General features: G+C 39.9%; 18 protein-coding genes. 17 read left to right on the forward strand and 1 reads right to left on the reverse strand.

The features are described from left to right. Window positions 1-72 precede the first annotated feature (72 nt). From ACIQZD_RS18495 to ACIQZD_RS18515, 5 genes are all read left to right on the forward strand, one after another. Entirely contained in the window at window positions 73-2,331 is a 2,259-nt protein-coding gene (locus ACIQZD_RS18495; RefSeq protein ID WP_402905218.1) for a metallophosphoesterase, read from the forward strand. A 775-nt stretch (window positions 2,332-3,106) separates the two neighbouring features. Further along, entirely contained in the window at window positions 3,107-4,555 is a 1,449-nt protein-coding gene (locus ACIQZD_RS18500; RefSeq protein ID WP_402905220.1) for a sensor histidine kinase, read from the forward strand. Next, the gene (locus ACIQZD_RS18505; RefSeq protein ID WP_402905222.1) at window positions 4,552-5,238 is read left to right on the forward strand and encodes a response regulator transcription factor; all 687 of its coding nucleotides are present in this window, start codon (window positions 4,552-4,554) and stop codon (window positions 5,236-5,238) included. Before ACIQZD_RS18500 ends, ACIQZD_RS18505 begins: the two co-directional genes overlap by 4 nt. A 273-nt stretch (window positions 5,239-5,511) precedes the next feature. Then, a complete protein-coding gene (locus ACIQZD_RS18510; RefSeq protein ID WP_402905224.1) occupies window positions 5,512-6,213 on the forward strand; it encodes an ankyrin repeat domain-containing protein in 702 nt (233 codons plus the stop codon). 75 nt (window positions 6,214-6,288) lie between these two features. Next, a complete protein-coding gene (locus ACIQZD_RS18515) occupies window positions 6,289-7,248 on the forward strand; it encodes a DUF4822 domain-containing protein (protein ID WP_402905226.1) in 960 nt (319 codons plus the stop codon). Window positions 7,249-7,319: 71 nt separating this feature from the next. Here the strand turns inward: ACIQZD_RS18515 and ACIQZD_RS18520 are convergent, their stop codons facing one another. Continuing rightward, complete coding sequence (locus ACIQZD_RS18520; RefSeq protein WP_402905228.1) at window positions 7,320-9,056, reverse strand: methyl-accepting chemotaxis protein; 1,737 nt, start codon at window positions 9,054-9,056, stop codon at window positions 7,320-7,322. Between the two features lie 826 nt (window positions 9,057-9,882). Between ACIQZD_RS18520 and ACIQZD_RS18525 the strand changes: the two genes are divergently transcribed. The 12 genes from ACIQZD_RS18525 to dgoD all read left to right on the forward strand — a co-directional run bounded on the left by ACIQZD_RS18525 (window position 9,883) and on the right by dgoD (window position 23,379). Beyond that, complete coding sequence (locus tag ACIQZD_RS18525) at window positions 9,883-10,911, forward strand: TRAP transporter substrate-binding protein (RefSeq protein ID WP_402905230.1); 1,029 nt, start codon at window positions 9,883-9,885, stop codon at window positions 10,909-10,911. A 36-nt stretch (window positions 10,912-10,947) separates the two neighbouring features. Beyond that, window positions 10,948-11,520 (forward strand): TRAP transporter small permease, encoded by a 573-nt coding sequence (locus ACIQZD_RS18530; RefSeq protein ID WP_402905232.1) that lies wholly within the window; start codon window positions 10,948-10,950, stop codon window positions 11,518-11,520. Beyond that, the gene (locus tag ACIQZD_RS18535) at window positions 11,517-12,794 is read left to right on the forward strand and encodes a TRAP transporter large permease (protein WP_402905234.1); all 1,278 of its coding nucleotides are present in this window, start codon (window positions 11,517-11,519) and stop codon (window positions 12,792-12,794) included. The genes ACIQZD_RS18530 and ACIQZD_RS18535 overlap by 4 nt, the downstream gene beginning before the upstream one ends. A 60-nt stretch (window positions 12,795-12,854) precedes the next feature. After that, on the forward strand, window positions 12,855-13,901 hold the full coding sequence (locus ACIQZD_RS18540; RefSeq protein ID WP_402905236.1) for a TRAP transporter substrate-binding protein: 1,047 nt from the start codon (window positions 12,855-12,857) through the stop codon (window positions 13,899-13,901). Between the two features lie 25 nt (window positions 13,902-13,926). Further along, window positions 13,927-15,177 (forward strand): nickel pincer cofactor-dependent isomerase, group 22, encoded by a 1,251-nt coding sequence (locus tag ACIQZD_RS18545; RefSeq protein ID WP_402905238.1) that lies wholly within the window; start codon window positions 13,927-13,929, stop codon window positions 15,175-15,177. A gap of 63 nt (window positions 15,178-15,240) precedes the next feature. Then, the gene (locus ACIQZD_RS18550) at window positions 15,241-17,445 is read left to right on the forward strand and encodes a dihydroxy-acid dehydratase domain-containing protein (protein WP_402905240.1); all 2,205 of its coding nucleotides are present in this window, start codon (window positions 15,241-15,243) and stop codon (window positions 17,443-17,445) included. 63 nt (window positions 17,446-17,508) lie between these two features. Continuing rightward, window positions 17,509-18,276 carry an IclR family transcriptional regulator gene (locus ACIQZD_RS18555; protein ID WP_137017597.1) on the forward strand — a complete coding sequence of 256 codons (768 nt, stop codon included), beginning with the start codon at window positions 17,509-17,511 and terminating at the stop codon, window positions 18,274-18,276. 32 nt (window positions 18,277-18,308) lie between these two features. After that, complete coding sequence (locus ACIQZD_RS18560) at window positions 18,309-19,196, forward strand: fumarylacetoacetate hydrolase family protein (RefSeq protein WP_402905244.1); 888 nt, start codon at window positions 18,309-18,311, stop codon at window positions 19,194-19,196. 11 nt (window positions 19,197-19,207) lie between these two features. Next, entirely contained in the window at window positions 19,208-19,507 is a 300-nt protein-coding gene (locus ACIQZD_RS18565) for a UxaA family hydrolase (protein WP_402905246.1), read from the forward strand. Between the two features lie 4 nt (window positions 19,508-19,511). After that, window positions 19,512-20,669 carry a UxaA family hydrolase gene (locus ACIQZD_RS18570; protein ID WP_402905626.1) on the forward strand — a complete coding sequence of 386 codons (1,158 nt, stop codon included), beginning with the start codon at window positions 19,512-19,514 and terminating at the stop codon, window positions 20,667-20,669. Between the two features lie 22 nt (window positions 20,670-20,691). Next, window positions 20,692-22,161, forward strand: coding sequence for an alpha-ketoglutaric semialdehyde dehydrogenase GucD (gucD, locus tag ACIQZD_RS18575; protein ID WP_402905248.1), 1,470 nt, complete (start codon window positions 20,692-20,694; stop codon window positions 22,159-22,161). Between the two features lie 69 nt (window positions 22,162-22,230). Next, window positions 22,231-23,379, forward strand: coding sequence for a galactonate dehydratase (gene dgoD, locus ACIQZD_RS18580; protein ID WP_402905250.1), 1,149 nt, complete (start codon window positions 22,231-22,233; stop codon window positions 23,377-23,379). The last annotated feature ends 1 nt before the right edge of the window (window position 23,380 follow it).

Consider the following 23,380-nt stretch of genomic DNA (forward strand, 5'->3'; position numbering starts at 1 on the left):
AACAAGGAGGATATTTGTCGATCTGTTAAAAAAATACATAATTAGCTAAACGATAAATAGGAGGTATTGATTTTGAAAGGGAAAAATAAATTTGCAGCAATGCTGACAGTTGTAACGGTAGGATTAACAACTTCTTTATCAAGTGTACAAGCATTCTCGGAATCTTCAAATTCAGATAATAAACGTAAACCAGAGCTCGTTTTTCCAGTAATCAGTGATGTACATATTGATGATGGATCAACAGCTGATATGAACAAGTTCAGAACAGCCATGGATCAATTAAATAAAGCTGCGCCTAGACAGGATGCTTTTGTTGTCGTTGGGGATTTAACGGACTATGGATACGCTACTGAATATGATAAGTTCTTCTCCATTTATAATGAGAAGAAACAAGGTGATATCCAATCTATGTTTACAATGGGGAACCATGATTATTGGAATGGACTTTCCGTTGAAAAGGCACAAGATCGTTTTCTCGAGAAAACAGGAATGGATTCTCTTTACTATCATAAAAAAGTAAATGGATATGATTTCATTACGTTAAGTCCAGAAAATGGTAATACGCATGGTTTATATTCTGTTAATCAAATTAACTGGCTAGGTGAAAAGTTAGCTGCAGCAGAAAAAGAGAATCCGGACCAACCAATCTTTGTTTTTCTTCATCAACACATTAAAGACACTGTGTATGGAAGTGACTTGTGGGGAACTCAGGAAAATAAAGAACTTTTATATGATACTTTAAAGAAACATCCACAGGTTATCACATTTTCAGGCCATTCTCATTATCCACTCGAAGACCCTAGAACGATTCATCAAAAAGACTTTACGTCAGTTGGCACTTCTTCTGTAAGTTATTTGGAATTGGAGCCAGGCAAACTTCAAGGGTTCCATCCAGAAGGATATCGGGTTATTAGTCAAGGAATGATTGTAGAAGTTTATAATAATGAAGTTGTCATTAAAAAACGTGACTTTCATAAAGACGATTGGACAGGAAAACCATGGGTAATAAAGAATCCTTCTAAAAAAAATAAATTTAAATATACAGACGATCGAGATCAGTTACCACCGGTTTTTGCAGTTAAAGACAAGGCTTCGATTGCAGAAGAAAAATCGACACTAAGAAGTTTAAATGTAACATTTCCACAGGCAAAAGATAACGTACTCGTACATTCTTATCACATTACAGCCAAAAACAAGGAAACAGGGGAGCTGGACGCAGATTTCACCGCATTTTCTGAATTCTATTATGATCCTGTGCCAAAGAATTTAGAGTTCCCTGTTGCTGGACTTAAGCCAGGTACTGATTATGAAATTAAGGTACAAGCACTAGATTCATTTAACAATAGCAGTAAAAGGGTGTTACTGGCTGATGGTCAGACAAAAGCCCTGGAAATGGTCTCGGTACAAGCTTCTCCTTCTTTAGTAACGGAAGGTGAATCGACTGCACTCCAAGTGAAGATGAAAAATTATGGAAGGGAAAGTGTGAAAGGGAAAATTAAAGTTGATGCACCTGAAGGTTGGAGTGTGGAGCACAATGAACTTGAGTTTGAGCTATCAGGAACTGAAGAAAAAATGTTGCCAATAAAAGCTACACCTAGCAAGGAGGTTTCGGGTTCTTCACAATTCAAGATTACTGCTTACGGAGGAGGCCAAATAAATGGCTCCAAGAATATAAATGTATTCGTCAACATGATGCTTGGAGAAAGTTTTGACCAATTAGAGTCTGCATTAAAACCAGCAGTGAATGAAAACATTCCAAGTTCCATTCTCGGGTGGAGCCATACAGCTCCTAATGGCTGGTCGGTTACAAATAGCTCGAATATGCCAGCTGGTACAGAAGAGTGGCAAGGTTGGAGCTTCACAACAAAGGACTTTTGGACAAAAGCAGAAGACCAGGAGCGTAACAAATTTGAACTTGGTCAAGGAGTTATAGCAGTAGCGGATCCTGATGAATGGGATGATAACGGTTCACCAGCAGCAAAAGGGTTTTTTGATAGTACTTTAACTTCACCTTCTGTAAAAGTTGATGGTGCAAAAGATCTATACCTAGGATTTGCATCCCACTATAAACAAGAAGGAACGCAAACAGCTGAAGTAACTGCTGTCTTTGATAATGGGGAAAAACAACAAGTCCTTGTTTATGACAATAAAGCTGCTTCGGATAATAAAAATGGACATGTTTTGAATAAGTATGAAGTTAAATCGATTAAGGTTCCTGAAGATGCTGCCTCTATGAAATTACAATGGAGAATGCATAATGCTAAAAATAATTGGTTTTGGTCGATTGACGATATTAGATTGGATGACCAAATGATCGTTTCACCAAATTAATGAGAAGAACAGGTGAACTTTTCTTGAAATTTGTAAAAAGCGGACTTTCCTTAAGGGGAAGTTCGCTTTTTCTCTATGTCTCACAAACTCTGGACAAATAGTAAACTAATAAACCTTAATGGTCTTTTCCGTGTACTTGATAAAGGTTTCGCCTAATTAATTTCGTATCTTTGTGAAGATAAAACATCAAATTGAATGGATAGTAATTAATTATAAATACTGAAGTGCAGCTTTATATAATTCTTGGATAATTTATGAATAATATCATTATTATAAAAGGTAGGTTTAAAAAATATTTTAACAAAAAACAAGCTAAGCCGAGACCCCACAGACGCTTGCGTCGAGGAGGCTTGGCAGACAGTCGGCGGAAAGGGAGCGGATTTCTGAAATCAAGTTGGAACGTTTCTTAAATAGATACACTCGCTCTTCATGGTTCTTATTGTTTTAAAAACCTCAAAAGATTGAAGAAATATTCGACACCCCTGCCTAATAACTCGCTAGCTGGACCCTGCTGGATGCTTGCGTCTAGGAGGTTTCGCAGACAGTCGGCGGAAAAGGAGCGGTTTTCAGATTCCAGTTTTTCAAATAAAAAAATATAGATCTACAATAGAATAGGATTTTTTCTGTGTATTTTAGAAAATTTTAAGATTTGTGTGATATGTTTTTTTTAATACTAAGAAAAGGTAGTGTGGGAAACATTTTTTTATGCAAGAACAGCAGATAAACAACTTTTCTATAAAAGAATAAACGAGAGATCGATACGGGGTGAAAATATTTGTCAATTAAAATGAGGTTTCTGTTGTCCTACGTTGGCGTAATTCTTATTTCCATCACTTTGTTTTTAGCAGCTGGATTTTTACTTATTTTTGCGATAACAGGTGATGTAAAAGCGATAGAGCATTTATACAAAAAATCTTATCTCCAAAAACCTTTGACTGCAGTCGAGGAAAGTGTGTTTCTCGATTTGAAGCTTTTGGCAAAAAATAACCCTGAGCAGCTTCTAAACGAAGAACAGCTGAAGAAGATTGAACATGGAGATATTAAGATTGTCGTTAGAAAAGGCAAAAACATTGAGTATGCGTCCCAAACACTAGATAAGCTAGGCTTGATACAATCACTTCCTAAGTTCGAAGAAACGAACATCAATACGCGGGACACAATCAAAATGAAAGACTCTTTTTTCACTTATGTGAAGTTTGATTATTATTTTTCGGATAAAAGTGAAGGAAGTATTTTTGTATTGAGAAAGGCAAGTTCATATGCCGAGCTGACTCGAGAGCTCTTTCCCATTTTGTTCACTTTATTGTTATTACTGTTTGTAATGATTATTGGACTTTTAAATTATTTAGTTTCACGTAGCATCATCAAACCGATCTCAATTCTTAAAGAAGGCACAGAGCGGATAAAATCAGGAGATTTAAACTTTGAAATTAAAGCGACTTCAAATGATGAAATCGGACAATTGAATAGAGCGTTTGAGGAAATGAGAAAAAAATTAAAAGAGTCCGTAAACATTCAGCTTCAGTATGAGGAAAATCGCAAAGAGCTTCTCTCCAATATTTCTCATGATTTGAAGACACCGATCACTTCGATTATGGGATATGTTGAGGGGATTAAAGACGGAGTAGCAAACACCCCACAGAAAATGGACAAGTATTTATCGACTGTATACCTAAAAGCAAGAGATATGGATTCATTGATAGATGAATTATTTTTATTTTCCAAGTTGGATTTGAAAAAAGAACCATTCACTTTTGAAACGGTCAGATTAGATAAGTATTTAAAAGACTACGTAGATGAACTTCAACTGGATTTACTTCAACTAGGGATCCAGATTGAACTTCATCAGGTGAATAAGCCAATATACGTGACGGCGGATAGAGAGAAACTGAAACGTGTATTGGCCAACCTGATCAGCAATTGTGTAAAGTATATGAATAAAGATGAAAAACACATTTCCATTTCTCTGCATGAAGGACTATATGATGTTGTTGTACAAGTAACAGATAATGGCTATGGAATAGAATCTTCTGCTTTGCCTTATATATTTAACCGCTTTTATCGGGCTGAGGAATCTAGAAATTCTCGGACAGGTGGAAGTGGTTTAGGACTTGCGATTGCAAAAAAAATTATCGGCGAACATGGTGGAGATATTTGGGCTACTAGCGAGATAGGAAAAGGTACAAGCGTCTTTTTTTCCATAAAGAAAGGTGAGGAAATGTGAAAAAGATATTACTTATTGAAGACGAAGTCAGTATTGCTGAATTGCAAAGGGACTATTTGGAAATTAATGATTTTAGTGTCGATATTCAACATACTGGTGATGCAGGTCTCCAACAGGCCCTTCAAGGAAATTATCATTTAATCATTTTGGATATCATGCTTCCAGGGTTGAATGGGTTTGAGATATGTAAACAAATACGTGCTGTCAAGAATATCCCGATTTTGCTTGTATCCGCCAAAAAGGAAGATATCGATAAAATTCGGGGGCTTGGTCTAGGGGCAGATGATTATATTACAAAGCCATTTAGTCCAGGTGAACTAGTTGCAAGGGTGAAAGCGCATATAGCGCGGTATGAACGTTTATCAGGAAGTCACCCCAAATCTAATTCAATCTATGTTCATGGAATTTCAATAGATAAGTCAGCACGCAGAGTTCACATAAACGGAGAAGTGGTCCCGTTTACAACAAAGGAATTCGATACTTTAGTGTTTTTTGTCATGCACCCGAATCAAGTACTAAGTAAAGAGCAGCTTTATGAAAATATTTGGGGATTGGAATCGGCTGCAGATGTTTCGACTGTCACCGTCCATATCAGGAAGCTACGTGAAAAAATTGAAAGAAATCCTGCACATCCTAAATTTTTGGAAACCGTTTGGGGAGCGGGGTATCGCTTTAATGTTTAAATAGCATGTTAAGGACCCGTCACGAAGGTGGCGGTTTTTTTTTATAAACATTAAGAAAATTTATTAATAAGTTAATCATTTTTTAAGAAATTGTTTAGAGGGAGTTTAAGGTTAAGCATTAACATTATGAAGACGGAATAAGTAAGCAGCTAAAAATAAAAGGGAGAAAAAAATCATCATGGACCCTAAAGAACATGTCAATTTGCTACATAAGAATGACGGGAAATCCTTTTGCGTCTATGAAGTACAAACAGGGAAAGGATGGTGTGTTTCATGTGGAGACGGCTAACGATTGTCATCGGAAGCCTTTTCATCCTTCAAGGCTGTGTCTTGGATAATGAAGTAGAGCTAAATAAACAAGAAAAGGAGACAGGAAAGGGAATGAATGAACAATTGATTCAAGCTGTAGAACGTAAAGAAACGGAAAGAATAAGAAGCTTGATTGAGCAAGGTGCAGATATAAATACACAGGACTCAGAAGGGCGAACCGCCACTATGATTGCGACTTATAACAATGATGTAGAGACGGCAAAAATCCTTATTGAAGCGGGTGCAGACGTCAACATGCAGGATGACATGAAAAATAGCCCCTTCTTGTATGCCGGTGCTGAAGGTTATGTAGAAATACTTAAACTTGCGATTGAAGCGGGTGCAGACCCCACTATAACCAACCGTTATGGAGGAACGGCTTTAATCCCTGCTTCTGAACATGGTTATGTAGAGGTTATTAAAGAGCTTCTTACAAAAACTGATATTGATGTGAATCATGTGAATGATCTCGGTTGGACCGCTTTACTAGAAGCTATCATTTTAAATGATGGTGACGGGAACCAGCAGCAAACAGTGCAATTGCTAATAGATCATGGGGCAGATGTCAACATCCCCGATAATAGTAGTATGACACCTTTACAACATGCCCGCGAGAAAGGGTTTAAGGAAATCGAACAAATTTTACTTACGGCAGGAGCAAAATAACCAGATCGCTATACTTTCAATTTGTAATGTCAATTGCACTACAAAAAAACCACAATATGATGAGGAGACGAAAAAATGAATAAAAAAGCAAAAATTTCATCAGCTATACTACTTGGGTTAACATTGGCCATAACAGGATGTAACACAAACGCACAAGACAATAAAAATGCTCAGAAGCAGGAACAAACTGCAAATCAAAGGAAACAAGAAAATAAGTTAACCGCCGGAGAGGAAATGAATAAAATTCTTACTAGCACGAATTGGCAAGGAACAAAAGTTTATGATAAAAATAATAATGACTTAACAAAGGAGAATGCAAGTTTCATTGGTCTAGCTAAATATGACGATGAAGCATCGAGATATGAATTTTTTGATAAAAATACTAAAAAAAGTCGAGGTGATAAAGGAACTTTCTTTATCACGAATGGCAAGATTCGAGTATTAATTTCAGAATCAATGGGTTACCAAGCCGTTGTTGAAATAACAGAACTGAATAAGGATATGTTTACTTATAAAAGAATGGGCAAAGATGCAAATGGTAACGACGTAGAAGTGTTTGTCGATCATATTCCTTATACTGAAACAGAACTTTCCTTTACTGATCCAGACAAAAATTTGGAAACTTACACAGGAGATGTAGTTACAGACGTTGATGGAGACAAAATTTTATCAAGCACCACATGGAAAGGTACAGTGGCATTGGATGAAAAGGGAAATGATGTTTCAAGCTATAACTCGAATTATTTAGGTCTGGCAAAATATGATGATAAAACAAATAAGTATGAATTTTTTGATGCTAAAACCGGTGAAAGCCGTGGTGATTACGGCTATTACGATGTTGTTCATGGAAATAAGATTAGAGCCCATGTTTCACAAGGGGAAAATAAGTATGGTGCAGTTCTTGAACTTACGGAGCTCAATGAAAATAAATTCACTTATAAACGAATCGGTAAAGATAAAGAGGGCAAAGATATAACGATAACAGTTGAACATATACCTTATGATGGTGATTTGAAACTAAAATCAACAAAGTAAATAAAAAAGGGATTTTGCATTAATAGCAAAATCCCTTTCTTGATATAGTAATAGAATGTAGTTCAAGCTTATTACGCGTTAAACTGTTCAACAGATGTTTCCAGGTCATTAGCGAGCTTTGCCATCGAAGAGGTTGAGAAGGAGATGTCCTCCATGGATTTCGCTTGTTGATCGGTTGATTGTGCCACTTGCTTTGAAGCCACTGCCGTTTCCCTTGTTAACCCTGCAAAATCTTCTATCGAAGCATTGATTTCTTGAGAACTTGCTGCCATTTGCTCTGTAATGGCGGATATTTCTTGAATCTGATCACTAACATGCTCAAAAGATTTTATGGTCTGTTTAAATGTTTCTCTTGTATTCAGGACAAATTTTGTCCCTTCCTCTACCTCTTTAGTTCCAGTTTCCATCATTTTCACTGATTCATTTATGATGGATTTAAAATGAAGTAGGGACTCTTGTATATTGATCGCAGATTCCTTCGTGCCTACTGCCAATTTCCGTACCTCGTTCGATACCACCGCAAAACCTTTACCCTGTTCACCGGCTCTAGCAGCTTCAATTGCCGCATTTAATGACAGCAGGTTTGTTTGCTCGGCAATACCCGTAATTAAATGTACAATATTCACAATCTCATTTGCTTGTTCGTCCAATTTCTTTATTTCTGAACTTGTTTGCAGCATAACATCTTTTACTTGCAGAATTTGATTTGAGAGTTCATTTATATCTTTATTTCCAATGGACATTCTAGCTGAAACATGATTTGTCTGTTCGCTGACTTCTGAAGAAGCTTCGGCAATTTTTTGTATCCCTATGGTCATTTCCTCGATGACCCTCGAGGATTCTTCACTTCTGTGCAATTGTACTTCCGCAGCTCCTGCAACTTGCTGAATGCCTTTAACGATATATTGTGTGGAAGTATCCATTTCTTTGATTTTGTGTTCGATATCATTTGATGATTCCAATAGCTGGAATGACGAGCTTTTCATGGAGTTGACGATCATAGTTGTATTGGTGATCATTTCTTCAAAGGATTTCACTAAAACCTTGATTTCGTCGTTTCCCTTAACCCTTGTGTTGCTAATCAGTTTATTGGCTGAAAATAAATTTCCATTTGAGATTTCCTTTGCAGCCATGCTGACCTTGAGAAGGGGGCTTAACTTTCTAGTCAAGAACCATATTAATGCACCCACAACGATTGCCATTAGGATTACATTGATTATTATCATCAGGGGAAGGATGCCACCCAGTACCTTGCCGGTCGTAGCATCGACTTTACTGGCATCAATATCCACTCCTAGTATTCCAATGACCTTGTCTCCTTTCTTTATGGGAACAAAAACGGATAAATAGTCACCATATTCAGGATCATGAACGATGGAAGTGGTAGAAACCTTTCCCCTCATGACGCTTTCTACATCCTGATATGAAGTTACGGTTGTAGGGGTTAAAATGGGAGATGCTTTTTTATCTTCCTTCCCCATTCCATCTATAAGAATATGTACTTTTTCGCTACTTTCGTTAATCCCCAATGTATATACATATAATGCTCCAGTTTTTTGTTTATAATCGTCTAACTGTTCGCGTATCTCCCAATATGTAGAGGTTTCGGATTGATTAATTAAAAAATCAGCATAAGATGTTGGATTTATTCCTTGAGCGATGTTGCTTGCGATGTCTAAGCTGCTCATAGCGATTGTTTTCTCAACCGTATCATTTGTACTTTTATACATCAATAGTAAACTTCCAATTAATGTAATGATCATGCCTGTTAAAAGAACAAAACCTATTTTCGTACTGAGTTTATTCATCTTTGTTTATTCCTTCCCCGTGTTATATATTAACCATGTTTTATATATCGGTAATAATTGAATATATTTAATGAGACTTTAAAAGCTTCGGGTGGAGTTTTTATGTCTTTAACCTGTTGGAAAGAGGTTCATAATGAAATGATCTCAATATAAGTAATGGATTGTAATTTTTCAAAAGAGAAAAAAGTATAAATCTTTAAAAATGGAAAATAACTTTTGTAGGAAAGACACGGGTTAAAATATACAAACGATTACCACTTTTATGAAGCGCAAGGTCAAACAAGAAAAATAAATTCTTAAAGACAGATTTTTCAGCAGGAAAAATAAAATTCCCGACTTAAAAGCTCAATTAAAAGTAGAGGAATGTATTTTAAGGTAAACCTTATTGTTATGTTCGATTCTCTATCCTATAGATATCTTAGTATAGAAAAATTCATCTTTCCCATTCTAATTCTATAAATCTTGATTCTCTAATTATTAATTAGTGAAAAATAGAGGATTTGTTAAATTGTTATAAAATTCAAAAAATGGTTTGACATTAGTAAAAATGGAAGCTTATAATCAACGTAAGATTTCAAATTTAAAAACTGAGTTTTATATTATAGAACAAATTAACCTTCATGTTATTAAAAGTAATTGTTTAAAGAGTCATGAATCTACTTGAAACGCAACTAGAAGTGAAGTGTTTTCCTTACTCCGAATAAAACAAAAACGGAGTTTTATAATATAAAACAATTTAACTTTGGCTTATACAAGGGTGAGGAGAAGTTCTTAAAATCAGTCATAAATGATAACGCTTACAAAATAACTTTTGGGAGGGTTTTTATTGAAAAAAAGAAAGCCTTTTGTATTCTCCACAAGCTTAACTCTTGCAGCAGCATTACTTTTATCAGGATGTGGTGGAGGTGAGGGAGAAAAGGCCAGTGGATCTGGCGTTGAAAAGAAAACGATAAAAGTGGCAAATTATTTTGCTGAAAATCATCCTCAAAACATTGCCTTGAGAGAAAAATTCGAAAAAATAGTGGAAAAAGAGAGTAATGGTGAACTAGAGGTTCGGATTTATGCGAACAGTACTTTAGGTGCAGAAAAAGAATTTTATGACGGCGTCAGAAACGGAACGATTGAAATGGGTGTTCCAGGACTAATTATGCAGTCGGACCTTCCAAAAATGGGTGTTCCGGAATGGCCCTTCCTATTTAGGGATTATGATCATGTAAAGAAGGTATTGAATGGACCTATCGGAGAAGAATTGACAGAAGAGCTTGATCCAAAACATGGAGTGACACCGCTCGCATGGAGTGCAAATGGATTTAGGATGTTTTCGAGTAATCGTCCAATTAAGAGTATGAAAGATTTTGATGGACTTCGACTCAGAATGCCGAACATTCCGAATTACATAAAACTAGGTGAATCATTGGGGGCAAACGTTAGTCCATTACCAATTTCAGAAGTTTTCACCGCACTTGAACAAAAGGTAGTGGATGCTCAAGATAATCCCATTGCCACGCTGAGATCCTCGGGGTGGAATGAAGTTCAAAGTGATGTACTAGAATCCAAGCATATGTTCAGTCCCAATATTTACATTATCAATAGCAAATTCTATAAAGGGCTGACAAAGGAGCAACAAACCATCATTCAAAAAGCAGCAAAAGAGTCGGCAGCATATGAGTTTGATTTGATGGAAAAAAGTTATGAAGATGACAAAGCATATCTTAAGGATAATGGAATCAAATTCACTAAGCCTGACGAAGACTTTTCACAAAAAATGTTAAAAGCATCTCAACCTGTTTATGATGAAGTTTTTGAGGAAAATGACTGGGCCGAGGAGCTTGTCGGAAAAATAAAAGCAGAATGAAGCAGGCGCTTTAGATAGGAAGGGGGAGATGTATAGGTGAATAAAATTTCCAGAACCCTAGAAAATTCGTTGAACATTATTATGGCAGCAGCTTTAGCAATTATGGTCGTACTCGTGTTTGGTAATGTAGTACTTCGTTATTTCTTTAATTCAGGGATTACCTGGTCAGAAGAAATGTCAAGGTATCTCTTTATTTGGTTGACGTTCCTCGGCGCCATCGGAGCTTTCAAAAACAAAGAACACTTAGGTGTCGACATGGTCATTAAACGGCTCCCGAATAAGATGAAAAAAGTGGTTCTTGTTATTAGTGATTTGATGATGTTATTCGTTCTATTCCTGATCCTGGATGGCAGCTGGAAAATGACATTGATAAACATAGATAGTACTGCACCAGCCACAGGCATGCCACTGGCATTTGTATATGGGACAGGTATTCTTGTGAGTGTTTCAATGGGCAGTATGATCATTTTCAATTTGTATCGGATTTTCTTCAATAAAATTAAAGACGAAGAATTGGTGATGATAAGTGAGTCAGAAGAGCTAATTTCTCTCCATACTGATGAATTTGCTTCAGGTATTAGGATTGTCAAGGAGGAGAAACAGGGATGATAGGTGTATTTGTCGGATCTTTACTGGGAGCCATGGGACTTGGAATACCTATTGCCTTTGCCTTACTTGTGAGTAGTGTAGTGTTAATGTACTTCCTTGGTATTTTTGATAGTCAAATAATCGCACAAAATCTAATCAGTGGCGCTGATAACTTCCCTCTAATGGCCATACCGTTCTTTATGCTTGCAGGGGAGGCGATGAATAGGGGCGGATTATCACGGCGTATCGTTGAGATGGCAATGAACTTGGTTGGCCATATCAAGGGAGGCCTTGGCTATGTTGCGATTATTGCGAGTGTGTTGTTTGCAAGTTTATCAGGATCTGCTGTTGCCGATACAGCAGCGCTTGGGGCTATATTAATTCCAATGATGGTGAAGTCAGGTTATGATGTGAACCGGTCAAGTGGGTTGATTGCATCCGGTGGTATCATTGCCCCGATCATTCCGCCAAGTATTGGCTTTATCATTTTCGGTGTCGCAAGTGGTGTGTCCATTACAAAGCTGTTTATGGCAGGAATCGTTCCTGGTATTTTACTAGCGGTTGGACTTACGGTTACCTGGGCCATTGTTGCACGAAAAGATAAAGTCGCCGTTAACCCCCGAGCTTCAACAAAAGAAATTCTTATTTCTCTTCGTCAAGGCGTTTGGGCTCTATTCCTGCCCATCATTATCATTGGTGGATTGAAATTCGGTTTATTCACACCGACTGAAGCGGCAGTGGTGGCTGCAGTCTACGCCATATTTGTCGGTCTTGTAATCTATCGAGAAATGAAAGTGAAAGATTTGTATGAGGTCTTTGTTCATGCAGGAAAAATGACGAGTGTTGTCATGTTTCTGGTCGCCGCAGCACTCGTGTCATCCTGGCTGATAACTGTAGCCGATTTACCTGGTCAGGTGATTGGATTGCTGGAGCCATTTATGGATCATCCATTCCTTCTGTTAATAATGATAAACTTATTGGTCATCGTAGTTGGAACTGCTATGGATATGACGCCGACAATCCTTATTCTAACACCTGTATTGATGCCATTGGTGGTCGCTGCAGGTATTGATCCAGTTTACTTTGGTGTCCTGTTTATCCTGAATAACGCCATCGGTTTACTTACACCACCGGTCGGAACCGTATTAAATGTCATGTGCGGCATAAGTAAGATCAGTATGGAAGATATCATGAAGGGGATTTGGCCTTTCTTGCTCGTTGAAGTGATTGTATTGATCTTGTTGATTTTGTTTCCTTCCTTAGTGCTGGTTCCTCTAGAATGGTTTACCTCCTAACGGAATTAAACAAGTATTTGGGTCTGTATGCTGGAATTCATCTTATTTTATAGGAGGAAAATGAAAATGAATAATTTGTTCAAACGTTTGGCGGTTGGAGTTTTACTGCCTTCATTACTACTATTAAGCGCTTGTGGAAGCGGACAAAATGAAAGCGCTTCAGCTGACGGTATACAGGAAAGAACAATCAAAGCAGGGATCGGAAATAGTAAAATGCATCCACAAGGAAAAGGAATGGAGAAATTTAAAGAACTGGTTGAAGAAAAAAGCGGGGGGAAAATGAAAGTCCAAAACTTTTTTGATGCCACCCTCGGAGATGATCAGAAAATGACAGAAGCTCTTCAAGGTGGCTTACAGGAAGTAACTGTTCCTTCAACCTCACCACTTGTTGGTATGATTAAGGAATTTGGAATTTATGACTTCCCATTTGTCTTTAATAATGAAGAGGAAGCTTATACAGTACTTGATGGTGCAGTAGGTAAAAAACTTTTGGATAAATTACCGGAACATGATTTAGTAGGTTTGGGATACTGGGAAAATGGTTTCCGAAACTTAACCAACAGTAAACACCCTGTTAAAACGGCTGAAGATTTCAAAGGGCTTAAACTTCGTACCATGCAAAATGAAGTGCATTTAGATGCATTTTCAAAGTTAGGGGCGAATCCATCGCCGATGGCCTTCTCAGAAGTATTTACTGCACTGGAAACAGGCACTGTTGATGGTCAGGAGAATCCACTCGCAACAATTCAAACGCAAAAATATAATGAAGTGCAAGAATACTTAAGTCTTACAAATCATGTTTATACACCATTTGTATTCCTTGTAAGTAAAAAGTTCTGGGATGACCTATCAGAACAAGAGCAAGAAATCATGAGTGAGGCTGCACAAGAGGCTGGAAAGTATCAACGGGAAGTTAACCAAAAAGAAAATGAAAAGGCACTTAAGTATCTAAAAGAAGAAGGAATGAAAATCAATGAAGTAGAGCCGGAAGAAATTGAAAAAATGAAGAAAGCCATTCAACCAGTGACGGACGAATATGCTCAGAAATTCGGGCCGGATCTTGTAGAGGAAATGATGAGCGAAGTTGAAAAAGTACGCGGTAAATAATCATGACTGTTTTGGAGGATAGAAAATGGATATTATCTCTGAACTTTTACGTGAAATCCAATTACCGAAAATGGTCAAAGTGAGGCAGAAATTTCGTACACCTCAAATCGCTGATGTAGCTGGTGAGGTGAAGAAGGCGATAAAAGAAGCAGGTGTCTTATCAAGAATAAATGAAGATGACAGTGTGGCAATTGCAGTAGGAAGCAGAGGGGTAGCGGACCTTCCTATATTAGTAAGAGAAACGGTAGCTGCCGTTATGGAGGCTGGCGGCAATCCTTTTATAGTCCCTGCAATGGGAAGTCATGGGGGTGCCACAGCGGAAGGCCAAATCGATGTGTTGCTTCAGTTGGGTATTTCAGAAGAAGCGGTTAAAGCGCCAATACTGTCATCGATGGAAGTTATTAAACTGGATGAATTGCCAAATGGGCTCCCTGTCTATATTGATAAGCTTGCATATGAATCTGATAAAATCATAGTCATTAATCGGATTAAACCACATACGGCATTTCGTGGACCGGTTGAAAGCGGACTTATGAAAATGATTACAATCGGTTTAGGCAAGCAAAAGGGAGCCGAAGCTGCACATGCATACAGCTTTAAGTATATGGCGGAACATGTCCCTGAGATGGCGAAGATTTCCTTGACAAAAGCTCCCATCATATTTGGTCTTGCGACTATTGAAAATGCCTATGATAAACCAGCGAAAATCGTCGCAGTCCCAGCAGAGGAACTGGAGGAAGCGGAACCGGGACTATTGCTTGAAGCAAAATCATTGATGCCAAAAATCAATTTCGATTCGATCGACGTACTTATTGTAAATGAACTCGGAAAGGATATTTCGGGGGATGGAATGGATCCGAATATTACGGGTAACTTCGCCACTCCATATGCTACCGGGGGGCCAGAGGTTACACGGACCGTTGTACTTGGACTTACTGAAAAAACTCACGGTAATGCAAATGGCATCGGCATGGCTGATATGACGACGAAGGCAGTCATGAATGAAATCGAATGGGAAAAAGGCTATGCCAATGCACTCACAAGCACAGTGACAGATGTAGTAAAGCTCCCGATGTTTTTAGATACGCAGGAATTAGCTGTTAAAGCTGCTATCAAAACGTGCAATGCCTTCAATTTGAATAAGGTGAGAGTGGTAAGAATAAAAAATACGCTCGAAATCGGTGAAATTTGGATTTCTGAAAGCATGATGGAAGAAGCTTTAAAAAACAAAAATTTAGAAATCCTGTCAGAACCAGAAGAATTGGCACTAGACTAAAAACCTTCTTTAGTATTTTTAGAGAATGGAAGAATTCATTGAAATCAGAAAAGGAGTGCTGAAATGACACACCTATATCCACTAATTGATAACGAAATAAACCCTTACCGCGATAATGTACAGGGAAAAGCAAATGAACCCATTACGGTTGCGGGTCTGTTGGACCGTTCGAAGCTGACGCTTGGCCCCACATATGAAGGGGGCAAGCCTGATTGGACGCTTGAAGAAATTTATATGCGGCTCGAGAGGAATGCCCCGCGTATTGCAATAATCGGTGGTTCGTCCGATCATCCGGCCCATATAATGGATTACCAAACGTCAGCACGGGCAGCAATCCGCATCTGGCAAAACGGCGGCGTGCCGTTTCATTTCTCGACACCGGTGATGTGTGATGGCACTGCGCAAAACAATCAAGGAATGAGTTACTCTCTCCAGAGCCGAAACGCGGTTGCACAAATGGTTGTCAATCAGCTAGAAGCTCACAGTTATCATGGTGCATTCGTCATTCAAGGGTGTGATAAGCAGCCTCTTGGTGTTGTAAGTGCACTCGCACATGTTGATCGTGTTCGCCGAAACCGTGGTGAAGCACCCTTTTTCGCAACATTCGCACCTGCTCACGTATTGGAAGGCGGTTCGATTCCAGCTGACGTGATTGAAGAATTGGAAACTCTTGCGAAAAAAGCGGAAAGTAAAGGAGCTACTGATGTAGCCGTTGATTTACGAGATACGATGGCATATATATTGCAATGTTCATCGAATACTGCATTTCAGGGCGTTTTTGAACGGGCCTATGAACGAGGAATATTGACGAAGGAACAGCATAAATACTTTGAAATGAGACTTGCTGTAGCAACATGTGACGGGCAGGGAGGTGTATGTGCCTTCAATGGTACAGGGAATAGTTCACGTCATTTAGTGGCAGGCATGGGTCTCGTTCATCCAGCCGTGGAGCTGTTAACCGATCCACCAACACAACGCCAGATTAACTCGGTGCTTGATAGCTTTGCCGGCATGATAAACGAAGAGCGCTACGGCGTGGCCAACATTGTCGCTGCGAACATAAAAAATGCAATCCGTATTCACAGCGCTTCGGGTGGTTCTACTAACTTAATGATGCATATTGTCGCAGGCATGCTTTATGCAGGATTCAAATTCAGTTTATGGGACCTTGACCGCATTCATCATTCACATCCAATTCCTGACTTATTTGATTACAGTTTGACAGAAGGAAGGGACATTTATTCACTTGCGATGCAGTGTTGCAGCGGGAAAAGCAGAGGAATGGAAACACTTTTTCATGAACTTATTGAGAATGGTGTACCAATGGATCAGGATGCGCCGACTGTCGCAGCAAAAACTTGGAAAGAACGTCTTTCGATCACAAGTAGCCTAAAAGCGGTTAATGTAAAGAAAAATCAGGTCATTTTATCCAATCCACGCCGCGGATTCAGCGGTGTTGATGTATTAAAAGGAAACTTCTTTGAAAGCGCCGTTGTAAAAATCAGCGGAATGCCGACACCACAGCTTGACCAATTCGATGATAAGCTTGCATTTGTCCTTTATTACGAAAATGAAGATGATGCAAATAAAAGCCTGCTCGATTCAAATCTGCTTTCAAAAATAAAAGAGCAAAAGCTTTTCGAACATAATCTATTGCTAGAATCTCTTAAATACAACAATGAGCCGGAATGGTCTCTTCTAAAAACCGCTACTTATGGGGAGTTATTTGACAGGATGGTTGAAGAAGGCACATTGAAAATTGCGGTTATTATCTCAGGGCAGGGGCCAGTTGCATTCGGAATGCCGGAAATGTTTACACCAATGCAACACATCAATGCAAATCGTGTTATGAAAAAAATCGCTACAATCATTAGCGACGGCCGTTATTCAGGAGTCACATATGGTGCTGCCATAGGACATATGACACCGGAAGCGTATGAAGACGGCGGCATTGGTTTACTTAAATCAGGGGATGTAATTCACCTTCAGCTTCGTGATCGACGGATTGATTTTGTCGATTCTACTCAACTTCATTCTGGAAAGGTTATTCATGATTTTGCGGATCATTTTAAAGAAGAAAGACAATCATTGGCAGCTGAACGCAAGCAGCGGATGAAAGTTAGACAAAAAATGGTTGCGGCCAGCAACAGGATGTTTGGACATACAGATGCAGCAAATGGTGTTGTTCCAATCGCTGTCATTGAGGATGCGGTACTTGATTATGAACAAGATATTATAATCCAGGAAAAAAAAGTAGAAATAAAGTGAGGAATGCTCGTCATAAATCCGATAAGATAAAGGTAGACAGAATGATAAAAGGAGTGAGGAACGATGCCTATCATCCAATCGGTGGAGCGTGCCTTGAAAATATTGGATTTATTTGATGAGCGTGAGCGTGAACTAACTATCACAGAGATAAGCAAACGAATGAATTTACATAAAAGTACGGTTCATTCACTATTAAAAACCTTACAGGAGCATCACTATATTTCACAAGGCGAAGAAAATGGAAAATACTCGCTAGGATTAAAGCTATTGGAGAGGGGAAGCGTTGTTGTGACCCATCTCGATTTGCGCAACGTAGCAAGAAAACACCTTGAATGGCTTTCAGCAACAACGAATTTAACGCTGCACCTTGTCATATTAGACGGGCAGGAAGGTGTCTATGTCGATAAAGTGGAGGGCACTGGGGTAACGGTCCTCTATTCCCGTATTGGCCGGCGTGTTCCGATTCATACGAGTGCAGTTGGCAAATCTCTTGTTGCAACCAAAACGGACAGTGAACTGGATTTGCTCTTGGACGGCTATGATTATACTGGACCGACCGAAAGATCGATTAGATCCAAGGACCAGTTTTTAGCGGAAATCGAAAAAGCACGCATTAATGGCTATTCAATGGATAATGAGGAAAACGAACCGGGCATTTTCTGTCTTGCTGTACCGATAAAAGATTATTCAGGCAAGGTAATCGCTGCAATGAGTGTATCGATGCCTGCTTCTAAAGTAAATGAAGAAACACATGAGTATTATGTACGTCTCTTAAAGGAATGCAGCAGTAAAATTTCGCAGGAGCTCGGTTATGAATATCAAAAAATATAAATGAGGCCTGCCATTTTAGGAGGAACTAGAAAATGAGAATTATTCGCTATGTAAAAGAAAATAAGAAACAACTTGCTGCCGTGACAAACGAAAACAATGTGGTGGACCTTCCATTTACGGATTTTATGTCGTTGATTACAACGGCACGTCATGATAACAGAACAGCGTTTGACATTGTAAAACAAATTGCCGATGAAGGGGAACAGCAGCCATTGGAAGGTCTTCAATTAACAACTCCTATCGACGCACCGGAAGTATGGGCATCTGGTGTTACCTATAAAAAAAGCAAGGAAGCACGTAACTACGAAGCTACGCAAGGAAAGCTGGACCGCCAAACATTCTATGACAAAGTTTATGATGCAGTGCGTCCTGAGATTTTCTTTAAATCGACTGCAGCAAGAACCGTGGGCCCGAATGATCCGGTATACTTGCGTTCAGATTCAAAATGGCAAATTCCGGAGCCGGAGCTTGGTTTGGTCATCGATAAAGAGGGAACGGTACTCGGATATATCGCAGGTAATGACATGAGCTGCCGAGATATTGAAGGTGAAAATCCGCTTTATCTTCCACAGGCAAAGGTATGGAAAAATTCTTGCTCCATTGGACCGGCCATCTTGTTAAAAGAGGCTGTTCCGGATCCATATGAGCTTAAAATCATGTGCCGTATTTATCGAAATGAAGAAAAAGTATTTGAAGGTGAAGCGAAAGTAAACCAACTGAAACGAAAATTGGAAGAACTTGTCGACTATTTAGTCTTAGATAACACTGTTTTTGACGGATCAGTTTTACTTACAGGTACATGCGTGGTTCCGCCAAATGAATTTACATTGAAAGGCGATGACCGAATCGAAATCGAAATACCAGGGATTGGAGTATTGAACAACCCGGTTATCCAAAGTAAAGCCGTTCAAACAATTTAAGGGGTGACAAAATGAGCGAGTATAAAACACTTTACTTAAGTATGAAAGATAGTGTAGCTGTCGCTTTATCCGAAATCCCTGAAAACACATCAGTAGTTGTGAAGACAGGCATTGAAGAACTTGTCGTCCCCATTATTGAGCCGATCAGTTTTGGGCATAAGTTCGCAGTCAAAGCCATCGAACAAGGAGCGGACATAATTAAATATGGCGAGGTCATAGGTGCAGCCTCTGCTTATATTCCCGCTGGTGCACATGTTCACGTACACAATTTAGAAGGAAAGAGGGGAAGGGGTGACAAAATTGCTGAATGAAAAAATGGAGTTTTGGGGCTACCGCCGTCCGGATGGCCGCGTCGGTGTCCGGAATCATGTACTGATCTTGCCAACGATAACATGCGCAACTCAAACAGCTCAGCGAGTCACAGAATTGGTGAGCGGAACCGTCACATTCATTCATCAGCATGGCTGTGCGCAAGTTGGCTCTGATTATGATCAAACGGCCAGAACCTATGCGGGAATGGGCATGAATCCAAATGTATATGGTGTCATAGTACTCGGACTTGGCTGTGAAACACATCAGGCGCACCGTATTGGAGATGAAATTGCCAAATGCGGTAAACCAGTGGAAACGGTATCGATTCAGGAACATGGCGGCACTCTTCAAACCATTGCCGAAGTAGCTAAAATTGCGGTCAAAATGGTCCAGGATGCCTCGATGATGCAGCGGGAATTATGTGATTTTAGCGAGCTGATTGTCGGCACAGAATGCGGTGGGTCGGATGCATGCTCCGGCTTATCGGCTAACCCGGCAGTCGGACGTACAAGCGATTTGGTTGTTCAGCAGGGGGGAACCGCAATATTAGCGGAAACGACTGAACTCATCGGTGCAGAGCATTTGATTGCTAACCGGGCGGCAAACGACCAGGTAGCCAAAAAAGCTTATGCGGTTATTAAAATGATGGAAGACCGCTCGATTCAAATGGGCGTAGATATCCGCACCGGAAATCCGAGTCCGGGAAACATTGAGGGAGGTCTCAGCTCACTCGAAGAAAAATCTCTGGGGGCAGCGACAAAATCAGGCACAACCAGACTGGAAGAGGTCATTGATTATGCCCAGGTACCCACAAAAAAAGGGCTTGTATGGATGGATACGCCTGGCCACGACATTGAGCAATTAACGGGAATGGTCGCAGGCGGTGCCCAAATCGTTCTCTTTACAAGTGGAAGAGGCACACCAACGGGTTCTCCTATTTCACCCGTCATAAAAATCTCAACTAATACCCCAATGTTCGACAGGATGAATGAAAATATGGATTTAAATGCCGGTACGATCGTCGATGGTTTAGAAACCGTAGATGAAGTGGGCAGGCGCATCATGGAAGAAATTCAACATGTTTCTAACGGTAAACTAACAAAAGCTGAGATATTAAAGCAGCATGACTTTGGTATATGGAGAATTGGACCGACATTCTAAAACGAAAAAGGAGCTAAAGATTATGATATCAACTACATTTGCAACGAAAACATATAAAAATTTCATTAATAATGAGTGGGTGAATGCATCTTCTGGAAATACAATCGAAAGCATTAATCCTGCGGACAAAGAACCGGTTGGCTATGTTCAAAGTTCAACGGAAGATGACTTGAACAAAGCTGTAGCTTCTGCGCATAAAGCAAAGAGGGATTGGCGCAGGCTCGGGCAGTCTGCACGTGGACAAATTCTTTTCAAAACGGCCAATATATTGGAAGAAAATCTAGATGAAATTGCCGAAACCATGACTCGAGAAATGGGTAAAACGTTACCGGAAGCAAAAGGTGAAACGGCACGGGGTGTTGCAATCCTGCGTTACTATGCTGGGGAAGGGATGCGGAAAGACGGCGATGTTATTCCATCATCCGATAAAGATGCCCTAATGTTTACGAAACGCAGTCCACTTGGTGTTGTCGGGATAATCACACCATGGAACTTCCCGGTTGCAATTCCCATCTGGAAAATGGCTCCTGCTCTTGTATATGGCAACTCAATCGTATGGAAACCGGCTACGGAGGGAGCCGTTACTGCAGCGAAAGTGATGGAATGTTTCACAAAAGCAGGCTTCCCGGAAGGCGTAGTGAACTTCATTACCGGTAAGGGGTCGATCATCGGTCAAGGACTCATAGATCATCCGCTTTTAAATGCGATCACATTTACCGGTTCTGAAAGTGTCGGTCAGAGCGTCGCAAAATCAGCTTCCGCCCGCGGGATAAAATATCAGCTTGAAATGGGTGGCAAGAATCCAGTCATCGTAACGAAAGATGCAAACATCGACCAAGCTGTCGAGGCGGTCATCAGCGGTGGATTTCGTTCTTCCGGCCAGAAATGCACAGCTTCAAGTCGTGTTGTCGTTGAATCGTCCGTCTATGATGAATTCAAACAAAAACTGGTAAAGGCAGCAGCGAAAATTACAGTAGGCAACGGTCTTCAAGAGGGTATTTGGATGGGCCCATGTGCAAGCGAAAGCCAGTTCAAAACGGTGACAGAGTACATTGAAAAAGGCAAGCAGGAGGGCGCAAAACTCATACATGGCGGGGAGATATTAACTGGCGGAGACTATGATAGGGGCTTTTTCATCACACCAGCGATTTTTGAAGACGTGACGTCCGAAATGGAGATTGCACAGGCAGAAATTTTTGGACCAGTTATTGCGCTTATGAAAGCAACCGATCTGGTCGAAGCGATTGACTTGGCAAATAATACGAAGTACGGATTGAGTGCATCAATCTTCACATCAAATATTAGTTCAATTTTGGAATTCATTGATGAAATTGAAGCAGGTCTTGTCCGCATTAACGCAGAAAGCGCTGGCGTAGAGTTGCAAGCCCCATTTGGAGGCATGAAAGCATCAAGCACGGGTTCGCGAGAGCAAGGTGAAGCGGCGAAAGAATTTTATACAGCCATAAAAACGGTTTTTATTAAAGGTTCTTAACAAGTGCAAGGGAGGTTTCCATGTTTGAAAATCTCTCTTTCTTCAAAAAAAAACATTGCGAGGTGCTTGATGAAAATCATAAAAATTTCTTTATACAAAGTTCCGCCCCGCTGGCTGTTTTTAAAAATCGATACGGATGAAGGAATTTCCGGATGGGGAGAGCCTGTCGTGGAAGGCCGTGCTGAAACTGTTAAAGCAGCAGTTAACGAACTGACTGATTATTTGATCGGGAGAAATCCGAACGACATTGAAGATATCTGGCAAACGCTTTATCGAGGTGGATTTTACCGCGGTGGCCCAATTTTAATGAGTGCCATTTCCGGTATTGAGCAGGCACTATGGGATATAAAAGGAAAATACTTCGATATTCCTGTATACCAAATGCTCGGCGGCAAAGCACGTCAAAAAATTAAAGTGTACTCATGGGTCGGAGGAGATCGACCGGTGGATGTCGTTGCAGCCGCAATAGAAAAACAGAAAGAGGGCTTCCTTGCTGTCAAAATGAACGCATCAGAAGAAATGAATTACATAGATAGCTTTTCGAAAGTAGAAGCGGTCATCGAACGCGTTGCTTCAATCAGGGAAGCGGTTGGCAGCGACTTTGGCATCGGTGTGGATTTTCACGGGAGGATTCATAAAACGATGGCAAAGGTGATTGTGAAAGAACTCGAACCATATCGTCCAATGTTCATTGAAGAACCGGTGCTCCCGGAAAACAATGAAGCACTTCGTGAGATTGCCTGGCATACTACGTGTCCGATTGCGACGGGAGAAAGAATGTATACTCGCTGGGGCTTTAAACAGCTACTTCAAGATGGTTATGTCGATATAATTCAACCGGATTTGTCTCATACAGGTGGTATTTTAGAAGGAAAAAAAATTGCCGCAATGGCAGAAGCGTATGATGTAGCGATTGCGCCGCACTGCCCGCTCGGTCCGATGACTCTTGCTTCATCCATTCATTTGGACGCAACGACACCGAATTTCATTATTCAGGAGCAAAGCCTTGGTATTCATTACAACGAAGGCATGGACATTCTCGATTATATAAAAAATCCAGAATTATTCGATTATGAAAATGGTTATGTGAACATTCCGGATAAACCGGGACTTGGAGTGGAAATTGATGAAGAAAAAGTGAAGCAGGCAGCAGAAACCGGACATGATTGGAAAAATCCAATTTGGCGTAATGAAGACGGAAGTATCGCTGAATGGTAAT

The sequence above is a fragment of the Peribacillus sp. NPDC096447 genome, assembly GCF_044762725.1.
Lineage (GTDB): Bacteria > Bacillota > Bacilli > Bacillales > DSM-1321 > Peribacillus.

Bases quoted from the DNA above. Each gene is read 5' to 3' on its own strand.
- ACIQZD_RS18510 (WP_402905224.1), top strand. From the start codon at position 5,512: ATGTGGAGACGGCTAACGATTGTCATCGGAAGCCTTTTCATCCTTCAA.
- ACIQZD_RS18570 (WP_402905626.1), top strand. From the start codon at position 19,512: ATGGAGTTTTGGGGCTACCGCCGTCCGGATGGCCGCGTCGGTGTCCGG.
- ACIQZD_RS18555 (WP_137017597.1), top strand. From the start codon at position 17,509: ATGCCTATCATCCAATCGGTGGAGCGTGCCTTGAAAATATTGGATTTA.
- ACIQZD_RS18545 (WP_402905238.1), top strand. From the start codon at position 13,927: ATGGATATTATCTCTGAACTTTTACGTGAAATCCAATTACCGAAAATG.
- ACIQZD_RS18550 (WP_402905240.1), top strand. From the start codon at position 15,241: ATGACACACCTATATCCACTAATTGATAACGAAATAAACCCTTACCGC.
- dgoD (WP_402905250.1), top strand. From the start codon at position 22,231: ATGAAAATCATAAAAATTTCTTTATACAAAGTTCCGCCCCGCTGGCTG.
- ACIQZD_RS18560 (WP_402905244.1), top strand. From the start codon at position 18,309: ATGAGAATTATTCGCTATGTAAAAGAAAATAAGAAACAACTTGCTGCC.
- gucD (WP_402905248.1), top strand. From the start codon at position 20,692: ATGATATCAACTACATTTGCAACGAAAACATATAAAAATTTCATTAAT.
- ACIQZD_RS18520 (WP_402905228.1), bottom strand. From the start codon at position 9,056: ATGAATAAACTCAGTACGAAAATAGGTTTTGTTCTTTTAACAGGCATG.
- ACIQZD_RS18515 (WP_402905226.1), top strand. From the start codon at position 6,289: ATGAATAAAAAAGCAAAAATTTCATCAGCTATACTACTTGGGTTAACA.
- ACIQZD_RS18535 (WP_402905234.1), top strand. From the start codon at position 11,517: ATGATAGGTGTATTTGTCGGATCTTTACTGGGAGCCATGGGACTTGGA.
- ACIQZD_RS18565 (WP_402905246.1), top strand. From the start codon at position 19,208: ATGAGCGAGTATAAAACACTTTACTTAAGTATGAAAGATAGTGTAGCT.
- ACIQZD_RS18540 (WP_402905236.1), top strand. From the start codon at position 12,855: ATGAAAATGAATAATTTGTTCAAACGTTTGGCGGTTGGAGTTTTACTG.